We start from the raw sequence: 12626 nt of genomic DNA, 5'->3' as shown, positions 1-12626 counted from the left end.
CTCCAGGCACCCTCATTCCAAATACAACACACTTATGCAACCCATATTTCTTCATACGGGCATCGTCGGGACCGGTGCCATGGGCCGCGGCATTGCCCAGATGGCGGCCCAGGCCGGCAGCCAGGTCTGGCTCTTCGACGTGCAGGCCGGCGCGGCGGAGGCCGCCCGCGCCGCCCTTCAAGGCACCTGGCAGACGCTGGTGGGCAAGAACCGCATGGAGGCCAGCCAGATGGAAGACTGCCTGGCACGGGTGCATTTGGCCGGTGCGCTGACCGACCTCGCGCCCTGCGATCTGGTGGTGGAAGCCATCGTCGAACGGCTCGACGTCAAGCAACGCCTGTTTGCCGATCTCGAAGCCATCGTCCAACCCGATGCGGTGCTGGCCACCAACACCTCGTCGCTCTCGGTCACCTCGATCGGTGCCGCGCTCAAGCGCCCGGCCCAACTCGCTGGCTACCACTTCTTCAACCCGGTGCCCCTGATGAAGGTGGTCGAGGTCATTGCCGGCCTCAAGACCAGCGCCACGGTCTGCCAGCGCCTGACGGACTACACCCGCCAGTTCGGCCACACGCCGGTCTCGGCACAGGACACGCCGGGCTTCATCGTCAACCACGCCGGCCGCGGCTACGGCACCGAAGCCCTGCGCGTGGTGGGCGAACGCGTGGCCGATTTCGCCACCATCGACCGCATCCTCAAGGACCAGATGGGCTTCAAGCTCGGCCCGTTCGAGCTGATGGACCTGACGGCGCTGGACGTCTCGCACCCCGTGATGGAGTCGATCTACCACCAGTATTTCGAGGAGCCGCGCTACCGCCCCAGCGTGATCACCGCCCAGCGCCTGGCTGGGGGCGTGGTGGGCAAGAAGGTCGGTGAAGGTTTCTATGCCTACGACAAGGGCGTGGCCCAGGTGCCGGCCGACGTGGCCGCGCCGACCGTCGCGGAGCTGCCACCGGTCTGGGTCTCGCCCAAGGCAGCCCGCCGGGCCGAGCTCTATCAGTTGCTCAAGGACCTGGGCGCGCACATCGAGACCGCCGCCGCACCGTCGGCCGCCGCGCTCATTCTGGTGGCGCCGCTGGGTCTGGACGTGACCACGCTGGCCGCCGTGGAACGCCTGGACGCGTCGCGCACCGTGGGCATCGACATGATGCTCGACGACGCCTCCACCCGCCGCCGCGTGCTGGCCACCAACCCCGCCACCCGGGCCGACATGCGCGACGCCGCTCACGCCCTGTTCGCCAGCGACGGCAAGGCCGTGAGCGTGGTGCGCGACAGCGGTGGTTTCGTCACGCAGCGCGTGGTGGCCACCATCGTCAACATCGCGACCGACATGTGCCAGCAGGGCATCTGCTCGCCGGCCGACCTGGACGTGGCGGTCACCCTCGGCCTGGGCTACCCGATGGGGCCGCTGGCCATGGGCGACCGCATTGGTCCCACCAACCTGCTGGAGATCCTGTTCAACCTGCAGACGGTTTACGGCGACCCGCGTTACCGCCCTTCCCCCTGGCTGCGCCGCCGTGGCGCGCTGGGCCTGAGCCTGACGCACGAAGAAGCCTGATTCCCGACCGCAAGGACCGACACCGCATGACCGCCAGCCTCAAGAGCCACAGCCATGGTCAGACCATGGTGCTGACCATCAGCAACCCGGAACACCGCAACGCCCTCGGCCCCGACATGTACGCCGCTGGCGTGGAAGCGCTCAACGTGGCCGAAAGCAGCCCCGAAGTGCGCAGCGTGGTGCTCACGGGCGAAGGCGCGCACTTCTGTGCCGGCGGCAACCTGCAGCGGCTGCTGGCCAACCGGCAGCAGCCGCCCGAGGTGCAGGCGCAGAGCATCGAGGGTTTGCACAACTGGATCGAGACCATCCGCGCCTTCCCCAAGCCCGTGGTGGCGGCCGTGGAAGGCGCGTGCGCCGGTGCCGGTTTTTCGCTGGCGCTGGCTTGCGACCTGGTGATCGCCGCGCAGAACAGCGTGTTCGCGATGTCGTACAGCAGCGTGGGCCTGTCGCCCGACGGCGGGGCCACCTGGAGCCTGATGCGCGCCCTGCCCCGGGCCACGGCGCTGCAGTTGCTGTTGTGCGGTGAACGCATCGGCGCCGAGCGGCTGCAGCAACTGGGCGTCATCACCCAGACCAGCACGCCGGGAGAAGCGCTGCACGACGCGCTGACGCTGTGCGAACGCCTCAATGCGCGCGCGCCCAACGCGCTCAGCAGCATCAAGGAACTCGCCAACGACGCCCCGACGGTCACACTGCACGCGCAGCTGTCGGCCGAGCGCGATCATTTCGTGCGCAACCTGCATCACGCCAACGCGGGCGAAGGTATCACGGCCTTCATGGAAAAGCGGGCCGCCAACTACCGTTGACGCGGTCTGCGCGCATACCCTGATCTGTCCGCCGCGTCCCAGTGGCGACAATGAAGGCCACCCTCAGTCACTCAAAAGACAGCCCATGGACGAACCGATTCTGACAATGGAAGAACGCGAGGCGATCAACAACGGTCGCTGGTTCAGCAGCCTTTCACCTTCCCTGCGTCACGACATCCTCCGATGCGCCCACGTCAAGCGATTCAAGGACGGCGATCTCATCGTCGCACGCGGCGACCCACCGACCGAATGGTCGGCGGTCGCCCGTGGGGCGGTGCGCGTGAGCTCGACCTCGCTCTCGGGCAAGCAGATCACGCTGACCTATGTGGAGCCCGGGGTGTGGTTCGGCGATGTGGCGATGTTCGACGGCGACCAGCGCACGCACGATGCCTACGCGCATGGCGCCACCACCTTGCTGTGCGTGGCGCGCACCGATTTCCAGAAGATCCTGGCCTCGCACGTGGAGCTGTACGAAGCGCTCATGCGACTGCAGGCACGGCGCATCCGCACGCTGTTCGGCCTGGTGGAAGACCTCAACACCTTGCCCCTGCGCGCGCGGCTGGCCAAACAGCTGCTGCACCTGGTGCGCAGCTACGGCGTGCCCTGCCTGGCCGACGGCAGCGAAATGCGCATCGGCCTGCAGCTCGCGCAGGAGGAACTGGCGCAGCTGCTGGGCGCGTCGCGGCAGCGCGTGAACCAGGAGCTCAAGTCGATGGAGCGCGAGGACGCGATCCGCATCGAACAAGGCGGTGTGGTGGTGCGCAACCGCGACATGCTCATGCGCATCGCCGAAGCCGAGTCCTGACCCCGGCGTTGTCGCCACTGCTGCTTCAGGCCCGTCAACCCACAACGGCCTTGAGCCGCACACCATGAGCGACACCCAGAATTTCGTCGGCACCCGGCCCGTTGCGGCACAACACACCTTCGACATCCCGGCCCTCGAACGCTGGCTGACAGACCGGCTGCCGGGCTTCGCCGGCCCGCTCTCGGTGGAGATGTTCAAGGGCGGCCAGTCCAACCCCACCTACAAGCTCATCACGCCGCAACGCGCCTACGTGATGCGGGCCAAGCCCGGGCCCGTGGCCAAGCTGCTGCCCTCGGCCCATGCGATCGAGCGTGAGTTCCGTGTGATGAGCGCGCTGCACGGCACGGGTGTGCCGGTGGCGCGGATGCACGTGCTGTGCGAAGACGAATCGGTGATCGGCCGGGCCTTCTATGTCATGGAGTGCGTGGATGGGCGCGTGCTCTGGGAACAGTCGCTGCCCGGCATGGACCGCGCGCAACGCGCCGCCCTCTACGACGAGATGAACCGCGTCATGGCGGCGCTGCACACCGTCAAGCCCGACGCGATCGGCCTGACCGACTATGGCAAGCCCGGCAACTATTTCGAGCGCCAGATCGGCCGCTGGAGCAAGCAGTACCAGGCCTCCATCACGCAGCCCATCCCGGAGATGGACCGCCTCATGGAATGGCTGCCGCAGAACATCCCGGCCATGGCGCGCGACGAGTCCATGGTGTCGGTGGTACATGGCGACTTCCGCCTCGACAACCTGATGTTCCACGCCACCGAGCCGCGCGTGCTCGCCGTGCTCGACTGGGAACTCTCGACGCTGGGCCACCCGCTGGCCGATTTCAGCTACCACTGCATGTCCTGGCACATCCCGCCCGGCATGTTCCGCGGCATCCAGGGACTGGACCTGGCCGAGCTGGGCATCCCTTCCGAAGACGCCTACATCTCGCGCTACTGCGAACGCACCGGCATCGCCAGCCCCGAGCAACTCAAAGCGGACTGGAACTTCTACCTCGCCTACAACATGTTCCGCCTCGCGGCCATCCTGCAGGGCATTGCCAAGCGGGTGGAAACCGGCACCGCGTCCAACGAACAGGCGGTGAAATCCGCCGCCGGCGCCCGCCCCCTGGCCGAGATGGCCTGGGGCTTCGCCAGCGCCCGCTGACCCTCTTCACACCCACACCCTTTTTCCACTGGAGCCAAGATGAATTTCGACTACACCGACAAGGTCAAGGACATGCGCGAGCGTTTGCTGGCGTTCATGGACGAGCACATCTACCCCAACGAAGCGCGCTTCTTCGCCGAGATCGCCGCCAACCGCGCCAAGGGCAACCCCTGGCTGCCCACCACGATCATCGAGGAACTCAAGCCCAAGGCGCTCAAGGCCGGCCTGTGGAACCTGTTCCTGCCGCGCAGCCCGCGCGCGCCGCAGGGTCTGTCCAACCTCGAGTACGCACCCATGTGCGAAATCATGGGCCGCGTGCCGTTCGCGGCCGAGGTCTTCAACTGCTCGGCCCCCGACACCGGCAACATGGAAACCTTCGAGCGCTACGCCAGCGAGGAACTCAAGGACGAGTGGCTCGAGCCGCTGCTGCGCGGCGAGATCCGCTCGGCCTTCCTGATGACCGAACCCGAGGTCGCCTCGTCGGACGCCACCAACATCCAGTGCCGCATCGAGCGCGACGGCGACCACTACGTCATCAACGGCCGCAAGTGGTGGTCCTCCGGCGCCGGTGACCCGCGCTGCGCGGTCTACATCGTGATGGGCAAGACCAACCCCGATGCGCCGCGCCACTCGCAGCAGTCCATGATCATCGTGCCGGCCAACAGCAAGGGCATCACCGTGGTGCGACCGCTGTCGGTGTTCGGCTACGACGACGCGCCGCACGGCCACATGGAAGTGGTGCTCAAGGACGTGCGCGTGCCGGTGGGCAACATCCTGCTCGGCGAAGGCCGGGGGTTCGAGATCGCGCAGGGCCGCTTGGGCCCGGGCCGCATCCACCACTGCATGCGCTCCATCGGCGCGGCCGAGCGCGCGCTGGAGCTGATGTGCAAGCGCCTGAACAGCCGCGTGGCCTTCGGCAAGCCGGTGTCGGCCCAATCGGTCTGGCACGAGCGCATCGCCGATGCGCGCTGCCGCATCGAGATGGCGCGCCTGCTCACGCTCAAGGCGGCCTACATGATGGACACCGTCGGCAACAAGGTCGCCAAGGCCGAGATCGCCATGATCAAGGTGGTGGCACCCAACATGGCCTGCGACATCATCGACATGGCCATTCAGGCCCATGGCGGCGGCGGCGTGAGCGACGATTTCCCACTGGCCTACGCCTACGCCGGCCAGCGCACCCTGCGCCTGGCCGATGGCCCCGACGAGGTGCACCGCCAGTCCATCGCCAAGCTGGAACTGGCCAAGCACATGCTGGTGAAGACCGAGGTGGACATGCCTGTCACGCGCGGCTTCTGAGCCGGCATGCCGGGAGGGTGAGCACGGGTTTTTGAATTCCCGTAGAGTGGCCAGCTCCTCAGCCACCCTCCCGCAAGAAAGGCAAGTCCCATGATCGACGTCCACTCCTGGCCAACCCCCAATGGACACAAGGTCCACATCATGCTGGAGGAGTGTGGACTGCGGCTCGGCCGGGACTGGCGGGTCCATCCCGTCAACATCGGCAAGGGCGATCAGTTCGAACCGGCCTTTCTCAAGATCAGCCCAAACAACAAGATTCCGGCACTGGTCGACCCCGACGGTCCCGATGGCCAGCCCATCAGCCTGTTCGAGTCGGGCGCGATCCTGCTCTACCTCGCGGCCAAGACCGGCAAGTTCCTGCCCAAAAGCGACCGCGCCAAATTCAAGGTGCTGGAGTGGTTGATGTTCCAGATGGGCGGCGTGGGCCCCATGCTCGGCCAGAACCACCACTTCCGGCAGTACGCGCCCGAGAAGATCGGCTATGCCATCGATCGCTACACCAACGAAGCCAGGCGGCTCTACGGCGTCATGGACCGGCAACTCGAGGCGCAGAAGTTCATCGCGGGCAACCAGTACAGCATCGCCGACATCGCGATCTTCCCCTGGCTGCGCAACTGGCAGAACCAGGGCATCGACTGGGCCGACTTCCCGCACCTGAAACAGTGGTTCGACGCCATTGCCGCCCGCCCCGCGGTGCAACGCGGCGTGGCGGTGCTGGCCGACGCGCGCAAACCGATCACCGATGACAAGTCGCGCGAAGTGCTGTTTGGCAAGACGCAGTACGAAAAACGCTGAGCCCGACCGGAACACCTCATTTCAGCAGGTACAATTCGCCGCTTAGTCGGAGCGTAGCGCAGCCTGGTAGCGCATCTGCTTTGGGAGCAGAGGGTCGCGAGTTCGAATCCCGCCGCTCCGACCATTCATCAAGAACAAAAAGGCCCACAGTGTGGGCCTTTTTTGCATCGCCAGTCGCCCTGTCTGCCCGTAGCTCAACCGGATAGAGCAGCTGCCTTCTAAGCAGCAGGTCGGGGGTTCGAGTCCCTCCGGGCAGGCCACCCAAGGGGCCACGCGACCCAGCGCATCAACGAGGGTTTACCCGATGATTCATCGGGAATTCATGAAGTATATTGCAGCTTCTGAATCATGAACCCACCCTCCAGACTCCTCATCCTCGTTGGCACGATGACCAACACCGCCGAGTACGTGGCTCAGGCCATCGAGATGGATTGCGCCGACCTGATCCCCGAGATCGAGGTGCGCATGATGGACGGATTGGACATCCGAGTTTTTGACGGGGATGCACTATATCTCATATGCACATCCACCTACGGCTCGGGTGACGTGCCGGACAACGCCCGGGCGCTGTACGAATCCCTGGGCAACGAGCCCAAGTTTCTGGGCCACGTGCGCTACGGCGTGATCGCACTGGGCGACCACGGCACCCATCCGCAGACGTTCTGCCAGGGTGGTCGGCGGTTCGACGAGCGTCTCGCCGATCTGGGCGCCGTGCGTGTGGGAGACGTGTTCTGCCATGACGCGTCGGCGGGCACCGAGGCCGAGGTGGTCGGCGCGGCTTGGTGCCGCGAGTGGCTCGCGCTGGCCATGCAACCCGCCTCTTAAATTCAGACATAAATGTTTTAGACCTCAAGTACGGGTAATTCTGGATCGTCAATCCCCTACCCCGCGTCTACAGTGAACCGCATTCCGGCAACCACCCACAGGAGAACTCCATGACCACCCGCCGAATCGTCCTGACCCGCAGCGCCGCCGTGATCGGCGCCGCATCCACCGGCCTGCTGCTGCCCGAGTTGGCACGTGCGCAGTCGGACAAGGTGCGCGTGGGTTTCATGCTGCCGTACACCGGCACCTTCGCCCAGCTCGGCGTGGCGATCGAGAACGGTTTCCGCATGGCCCTCAACGAGCAAGGCGGCAAGCTCGGTGGCCGTGAAGTCGAGTACTTCAAGGTGGACGACGAATCCAACCCGGCCAAGGGCATCGAGAACGCGACCCGCCTGGTGCAGCGCGACAAGGTGGACGTGCTCGTGGGCACCGTGCACTCGGGCGTGCAGATGGGCATCCACAAGGTGGCACGCGACACCGGCGTGCTCAACCTGATCCCCAACGCAGGCGTGCACGTGGCCACCCGCGCCCAGTGCGCCCCCAACGTGTTCCGCACCTCGTTCACCAACTCGCAGCCCACGCTGGCGCTGGGCAAGGCCATGGTGGCCAACGGCCACAAGAAGGCGGTGTGGATCACCTGGAACTACGCGGCCGGCGACGAAGCCTTCGAAGGCTTCGAGCAGAGCTACACCGCGGCCGGCGGCACCATCATGAAGAAGCTGGGCCTGCCCTTCCCGAACGTGGAATTCCAGGCGCTGCTGACCGAGATCGCCTCGCTCAAGCCCGATGCCGTGGCCTGCTTCTTCGCCGGCGGCGGCGCGGCCAAGTTCATGAGCGACTACGCCGCGGCGGGCCTGAACAAAACCATCCAGCTCTATGGCTCGGGCTTCCTGACCGAGGGCGTGCTGGAAGCGGCCGGTCCTGCGGCCAACGGCGTGCTCACCACCATGCACTACGGCGACTCGCTGAACACGCCGCGCGACAAGCAGTTCCGCCTGGAGTACGCCAAGGCCTTCCGCCTGCAACCCGATGTGTACGCCGTGCAGGGCTACGACACCGGCCTGCTGCTGATCAAGGGCGCCAACGCCGTCAAGGGCGACCTCAACAACAAGAAGGCGCTGTACGCCGCCATGGAAGGCGCCACCATCGACAGCCCGCGCGGCAAGTGGACCATGAGCAAGGCCCACAACCCGATCCAGGACATCTACATGCGCAAGGTCGAGAACAAGGAAAACAAGGTGATCGGCATCGCGCAGAAAGCCGTGGCCGACCCGGCCACCGGCTGCCGCATGGGCTGATCGCCCCCGCCTCACTCGTGCCTCCACAGACCGGCGCCCACAGGCGCTGGTCTGGTTTTTGCTCGCCTTCCTGGCCTGATCCTCACCGCCCCGCTTCATGGACTTCGCCAACTTCCTGATCCAGTTGCTCAACAGCCTGCAGTACGGCCTGTTGCTGTTCATGCTGGCGGCCGGGCTCACCCTGATCTTCGGCATCATGGGCGTGGTCAACCTCGCGCATGGCAGCTTCTACATGCTGGGCGCCTACCTGGCCTGGTTCCTGGTGTCGCAGCTCGACAGCCTGGTGCTGGCCATCGTGCTGGGCACGGTCATCGCCGTCGTGCTGGGCTGGCTGCTGGAATGGCTGCTGTTCCGCCACTTCTACCGCCGCGACCACCTGGACCAGGTGCTGCTGACCTTCGGCCTGATCTACATCTTCGAGGAAGTGCGCTCCATTCTCTGGGGCGACGACGTGCACTCGGTGCAGGTGCCGGAGATGCTGAACTGGTCGATCCCGCTTACGGACAACCTGTCCTACCCGGTCTACCGGCTGGTAATGTCGGGCGTGTGCATCGCGCTCGCCCTCGGCCTGTACCTGCTCATCTCCAGGACCCGCCTGGGCATGAAGATCCGCGCGGGCGCCTTCAACCGCGAGATGACCGAGTCGCTCGGCATCAACATCCGGCTCATCCATGGCGTGGTGTTCGCGCTGGGCGTGGCCCTGGCGGCCATCGCCGGCATGATCGCCTCGCCCGTTTCCAGCGTGTACCCCGGCATGGGCAGCTCGGTGCTGATCATGTGCTTCGTGGTGGTCGTCATCGGTGGCATCGGCTCGGTGCGCGGGGCCCTCGTGGCCGCGCTGCTGGTGGGCCTGGTCGACACCTTCGGCAAGGTGCTGGTGCCGCAGATCGCCGGCATGGCCGTCTACATGCTCATGGCCGCCGTGCTGCTTTACAAGCCTGAAGGGCTGTTCAAACAATGAGTTCGCCCAAAGCCCAGCTGGAAAAGCTGCCGCGCAGCATGCAGGTGATCCTGCTGCTGGGCGCCATCGCCCTCGCCGCCTTCCCGCTCATGCCCCTGACGGGTGTCGACTTCTATCTGCAGATGCTCTCGCAGATGATGATCCTGGCCATCTTCGCGATGAGCCTCGATCTGCTGCAGGGCGTGACCGGCCTGGTCTCGCTCGGCCACGCCGCCTACTTCGGTCTGGCGGGTTACGCCCTGGCCTTCCTCACGCCGGCCGACACGCCCATCAGCCTGTGGTGGGCGCTGCCCGTCTCGGCCCTGGGCGCGGGCCTGGCGGCGCTGATCATCGGCTTCTTCGTGGTGCGCACGCACGGCATCTACTTCATCATGGTCACCATGGCCTTCGCGCAGATGGTGTTCTTCCTGTTCTTCGACAACAAGGCGCTCGGCGGTTCCGACGGCCTGTACGTGAACTTCCGGCCCGACGCCTCGCTGTTCGGCTGGACCGGCATCGACCTGGACAACAAGACCACCTTCTACTACTTCACCCTGCTGGTGCTGGTGCTGGTCTACGCCTTCCTGCGGCGCCTGCTGTTCTCGCCCTTCGGCCGCGTGCTCGCCGGCATCCGCGTGAACGAGCACCGCATGCGCGCGGTGGGCTACGGCACCTTCGGCTACAAGCTCGCCGCCTTCACCCTGGCCGGCGCGCTGGCCGGCGTGGCGGGCTTCCTGTGGGCCGCGCAGACCGGCTACGTGAACCCCGAACTCATGGGCTTTCACATGAGCGCGCACGCCATCATGATGGTCATCCTCGGCGGCATGGGCAACTTCGCGGGCGCCATCGTGGGGGCCTTCGCGTTCGAGTACGTCATGCACTTCTTCAAGGACCTCACCAAGCACTGGCAGTTGCTGATGGGCAGCTTCATCGTGCTGATCGTGGTGTTCGCGCCGCGCGGCTTGCTGGGCCTGGTGGCGCAGTTCTCCCGCAAGCGGGGTGCCCCATGAGCGAGCTCCTGCTCTCGGCGAAAAGCCTCACCAAGCGCTTCGGCGGCCTGGCCGCCGTCAACGACGTGTCGGTGGATCTGCACCGCGACCGCATCCACGCGGTGATCGGCCCCAACGGCGCGGGCAAGTCCACCTTGACCAACCTGCTCTCGGGCGACCTGCCCCCCACCTCCGGTCGCATCACGCTCAACGGCACCGAAACGGCCGGCAAGAACCCCGAACGCATCTCGCGCCTGGGCCTGGGCCGCAGCTACCAGAAGACCAACATCTTCCTGCCCTTCAGCGTGTGGGACAACGTGCGCCTGGCCGCCCAGTCGCGTGAACGGCATGGCCCGTGGAACCCGCTGCGCTGGCTCTCGGCGGCCAGTGCGATGACCGAAGTCAACCGCCGCTGCGAACGCGCCATCGAACTCGCCGGCCTCACGGCCCGCGTGGGCACCATCGCGGGCACCACCAGCCACGGCGAGCAGCGCCAGCTGGAGATTGCCATGACCCTGGCCACCGAACCCACCGTGCTGCTGCTCGACGAGCCTCTGGCCGGCATGGGCCACGCCGAGGCCGAGCGCATGGTCGAGCTGCTGCTCAAAATCAAGAAGGACCACGCCATGATGCTCGTGGAGCACGACATGGATGCCGTGTTCACCCTGGCCGACCGGCTCACCGTCATGGTCAACGGCCAGGTGATCGCCAGCGGCACGCCGGCCGAAGTCCGCGCCGACGCAGGCGTGCAGGCGGCCTACCTCGGCGAGGAGCACGAATGAGCGCGCTGATCCAGGCCAGAGGCCTTCACACCCACTACGGCGCCAGCCACATCCTGCGCGGCGTGGACTTCACCGTCGACAAGGGCCAGACCATCGGCCTGATGGGCCGCAACGGCATGGGCAAGACGACCTTGCTCAAGTCGATCATGGGCATCGTCAAACCCAGCGGTGGCAAGGTGCATGTGAAGGGCCAGGACATGACCGGCGCCCCCACCTTCGAGATCGCCCGCCTGGGCATCGCCTATGTGCCCGAAGGCCGCGGCATCTTCGGCAACCTGAGCGTGCGCGAGAACCTGGTGATGTCGGCGCGCGCCGGCACACAGGGCCAGCGCGACTGGACCTACGAGCGTGTGCTCGACACCTTCCCGCGCTTGGCCGAGCGCCTGAACCACGGCGGGCAGCAGCTCAGCGGCGGCGAGCAGCAGATGCTCACCATCGGCCGCGCGCTCATGACCAACCCCGACCTGCTCATCCTCGACGAGGCCACCGAGGGCCTGGCGCCCCTGATCGCGCGCGAGATCTGGCGCATCTGCGGCCTGATCCGGGAGAGCGGCATCAGCAGCGTGATCGTGGACAAGAACTGGAAGCACGTCACCCAGATCACCGACCGCAACGTGATCCTCGTCAAAGGTGAGGTGGTCTTCGAAGGCAGCTCGGAACAGCTGCACGCGCAGCCGGAGTTGCTGGAACAGTACCTGGGCGTCTGAGACGCGGCAACGACCCGGCCCTATTCATCGTCCGGGCTCGCCGCGCGCCGGTAGACATAACGGCCGTGCTGGCAGGGATCGCAGAAGGCCCATCGGCTGGCCTGCCATTTGAGCGCAGCCTGGCTCAACACAAAGACCGCCATCCCACCGACCCACCAGGGCCACAGCGGCACGCCGGCCAGGGACAGCCCAACGGCAACGGCGGCCAGGACCGCGGCGAATGCCAGGAACTGCCGGCACCGCCGCAGCTCCTCCTGTCTGGTGGGCGTGAAAGAAACTGGCCGCTGGCAGCGGCTGCACGACAAGCGCTTCATGTGGGCCCGGTGGGCGCCACGTCAGCGGCAGCGACCTGGTGTTCGACCCAGGGGTCCGAGGGAGCGTCCCGGTGCCAGCAGCGCCAGCCATGGGTGTAGGCGTGCTGAATGTAGGGTCCTCGCAGCACCCGAGGGACGTCTTCCCTCGCCTGCTCGACGCCCAGGAGGTGGACGGCGCCGGCCCAGTTTTCAACCACCTGCGATGGTCGCCTGGCCAACTCGGCGTCGGCCAGGCTGGCCGCCTGCTCCACCGAGCCGGCGCGAACGAGGAAGCAGGTGTCGGGGCCGTTGGGACCGCCGGTGAAGACGTCGTCCGAGTCGTTGCCCCAGCGGATGACTTCGTAGAGGTTCATCATGCAGC

General features: G+C 66.3%; 14 protein-coding genes and 2 tRNA genes. 14 read left to right on the top strand and 2 right to left on the bottom strand.

Features of this window, described 5'->3' with window-relative positions:
• Nucleotides 1-34 precede the first annotated feature (34 nt).
• From AC1Q9M_RS17955 to AC1Q9M_RS17890, 14 genes are all read left to right on the top strand, one after another.
• Nucleotides 35-1555: a 3-hydroxyacyl-CoA dehydrogenase gene (locus tag AC1Q9M_RS17955; RefSeq protein ID WP_444686632.1), complete on the top strand. Its 1521-nt coding sequence runs from the start codon at nucleotides 35-37 to the stop codon at nucleotides 1553-1555.
• 26 nt (nucleotides 1556-1581) lie between these two features.
• Nucleotides 1582-2361: an oxepin-CoA hydrolase, alternative type gene (locus AC1Q9M_RS17950; protein ID WP_382157672.1), complete on the top strand. Its 780-nt coding sequence runs from the start codon at nucleotides 1582-1584 to the stop codon at nucleotides 2359-2361.
• A gap of 85 nt (nucleotides 2362-2446) precedes the next feature.
• A complete protein-coding gene (locus AC1Q9M_RS17945; RefSeq protein ID WP_382157670.1) occupies nucleotides 2447-3166 on the top strand; it encodes a Crp/Fnr family transcriptional regulator in 720 nt (239 codons plus the stop codon).
• 64 nt (nucleotides 3167-3230) lie between these two features.
• Nucleotides 3231-4316, top strand: a complete 1086-nt coding sequence (locus AC1Q9M_RS17940; RefSeq protein ID WP_382325025.1) for a phosphotransferase family protein — start codon at nucleotides 3231-3233, stop codon at nucleotides 4314-4316.
• A 39-nt stretch (nucleotides 4317-4355) separates the two neighbouring features.
• Entirely contained in the window at nucleotides 4356-5615 is a 1260-nt protein-coding gene (locus AC1Q9M_RS17935; protein WP_382157666.1) for an acyl-CoA dehydrogenase family protein, read from the top strand.
• Nucleotides 5616-5705: 90 nt separating this feature from the next.
• Nucleotides 5706-6410: a glutathione binding-like protein gene (locus AC1Q9M_RS17930; protein WP_444686634.1), complete on the top strand. Its 705-nt coding sequence runs from the start codon at nucleotides 5706-5708 to the stop codon at nucleotides 6408-6410.
• A 47-nt stretch (nucleotides 6411-6457) separates the two neighbouring features.
• Nucleotides 6458-6534, top strand: a tRNA-Pro gene (locus tag AC1Q9M_RS17925).
• A gap of 59 nt (nucleotides 6535-6593) precedes the next feature.
• Nucleotides 6594-6670, top strand: a tRNA-Arg gene (locus AC1Q9M_RS17920).
• Nucleotides 6671-6758: 88 nt separating this feature from the next.
• Entirely contained in the window at nucleotides 6759-7235 is a 477-nt protein-coding gene (locus AC1Q9M_RS17915; protein ID WP_382325027.1) for a flavodoxin domain-containing protein, read from the top strand.
• A gap of 110 nt (nucleotides 7236-7345) precedes the next feature.
• Nucleotides 7346-8533, top strand: coding sequence for an ABC transporter substrate-binding protein (locus tag AC1Q9M_RS17910; protein ID WP_444686636.1), 1188 nt, complete (start codon nucleotides 7346-7348; stop codon nucleotides 8531-8533).
• A 97-nt stretch (nucleotides 8534-8630) separates the two neighbouring features.
• Nucleotides 8631-9494, top strand: a complete 864-nt coding sequence (locus AC1Q9M_RS17905) for a branched-chain amino acid ABC transporter permease (RefSeq protein ID WP_382157657.1) — start codon at nucleotides 8631-8633, stop codon at nucleotides 9492-9494.
• Nucleotides 9491-10483 (top strand): branched-chain amino acid ABC transporter permease, encoded by a 993-nt coding sequence (locus AC1Q9M_RS17900; protein ID WP_444686637.1) that lies wholly within the window; start codon nucleotides 9491-9493, stop codon nucleotides 10481-10483. The genes AC1Q9M_RS17905 and AC1Q9M_RS17900 overlap by 4 nt, the downstream gene beginning before the upstream one ends.
• Nucleotides 10480-11244, top strand: coding sequence for an ABC transporter ATP-binding protein (locus tag AC1Q9M_RS17895; protein ID WP_382157653.1), 765 nt, complete (start codon nucleotides 10480-10482; stop codon nucleotides 11242-11244). Before AC1Q9M_RS17900 ends, AC1Q9M_RS17895 begins: the two co-directional genes overlap by 4 nt.
• A complete protein-coding gene (locus AC1Q9M_RS17890) occupies nucleotides 11241-11951 on the top strand; it encodes an ABC transporter ATP-binding protein (RefSeq protein ID WP_382325033.1) in 711 nt (236 codons plus the stop codon). Before AC1Q9M_RS17895 ends, AC1Q9M_RS17890 begins: the two co-directional genes overlap by 4 nt.
• A gap of 20 nt (nucleotides 11952-11971) precedes the next feature.
• On the opposite strand, the gene AC1Q9M_RS17885 is transcribed toward AC1Q9M_RS17890, so the two are convergent.
• Both AC1Q9M_RS17885 and AC1Q9M_RS17880 read right to left on the bottom strand, forming a co-directional pair.
• Nucleotides 11972-12265: a hypothetical protein gene (locus tag AC1Q9M_RS17885; RefSeq protein WP_382325035.1), complete on the bottom strand. Its 294-nt coding sequence runs from the start codon at nucleotides 12263-12265 to the stop codon at nucleotides 11972-11974.
• On the bottom strand, nucleotides 12262-12621 hold the full coding sequence (locus AC1Q9M_RS17880; RefSeq protein ID WP_382325036.1) for a hypothetical protein: 360 nt from the start codon (nucleotides 12619-12621) through the stop codon (nucleotides 12262-12264). Before AC1Q9M_RS17880 ends, AC1Q9M_RS17885 begins: the two co-directional genes overlap by 4 nt.
• Between the last annotated feature and the right edge of the window lie 5 nt (nucleotides 12622-12626).

It is taken from the genome of Hydrogenophaga sp. GW823-FHT04C09, assembly GCF_058796355.1.
This window is presented reverse-complemented; position numbering and strand designations above follow the sequence as displayed.

Bases quoted from the DNA above. Each gene is read 5' to 3' on its own strand.
- AC1Q9M_RS17890 (WP_382325033.1), top strand. From the start codon at position 11,241: ATGAGCGCGCTGATCCAGGCCAGAGGCCTTCACACCCACTACGGCGCC.
- AC1Q9M_RS17880 (WP_382325036.1), bottom strand. From the start codon at position 12,621: ATGATGAACCTCTACGAAGTCATCCGCTGGGGCAACGACTCGGACGAC.
- AC1Q9M_RS17895 (WP_382157653.1), top strand. From the start codon at position 10,480: ATGAGCGAGCTCCTGCTCTCGGCGAAAAGCCTCACCAAGCGCTTCGGC.
- AC1Q9M_RS17885 (WP_382325035.1), bottom strand. From the start codon at position 12,265: ATGAAGCGCTTGTCGTGCAGCCGCTGCCAGCGGCCAGTTTCTTTCACG.
- AC1Q9M_RS17935 (WP_382157666.1), top strand. From the start codon at position 4,356: ATGAATTTCGACTACACCGACAAGGTCAAGGACATGCGCGAGCGTTTG.
- AC1Q9M_RS17945 (WP_382157670.1), top strand. From the start codon at position 2,447: ATGGACGAACCGATTCTGACAATGGAAGAACGCGAGGCGATCAACAAC.
- AC1Q9M_RS17930 (WP_444686634.1), top strand. From the start codon at position 5,706: ATGATCGACGTCCACTCCTGGCCAACCCCCAATGGACACAAGGTCCAC.
- AC1Q9M_RS17910 (WP_444686636.1), top strand. From the start codon at position 7,346: ATGACCACCCGCCGAATCGTCCTGACCCGCAGCGCCGCCGTGATCGGC.
- AC1Q9M_RS17915 (WP_382325027.1), top strand. From the start codon at position 6,759: ATGAACCCACCCTCCAGACTCCTCATCCTCGTTGGCACGATGACCAAC.
- AC1Q9M_RS17900 (WP_444686637.1), top strand. From the start codon at position 9,491: ATGAGTTCGCCCAAAGCCCAGCTGGAAAAGCTGCCGCGCAGCATGCAG.
- AC1Q9M_RS17950 (WP_382157672.1), top strand. From the start codon at position 1,582: ATGACCGCCAGCCTCAAGAGCCACAGCCATGGTCAGACCATGGTGCTG.
- AC1Q9M_RS17940 (WP_382325025.1), top strand. From the start codon at position 3,231: ATGAGCGACACCCAGAATTTCGTCGGCACCCGGCCCGTTGCGGCACAA.
- AC1Q9M_RS17955 (WP_444686632.1), top strand. From the start codon at position 35: ATGCAACCCATATTTCTTCATACGGGCATCGTCGGGACCGGTGCCATG.
- AC1Q9M_RS17905 (WP_382157657.1), top strand. From the start codon at position 8,631: ATGGACTTCGCCAACTTCCTGATCCAGTTGCTCAACAGCCTGCAGTAC.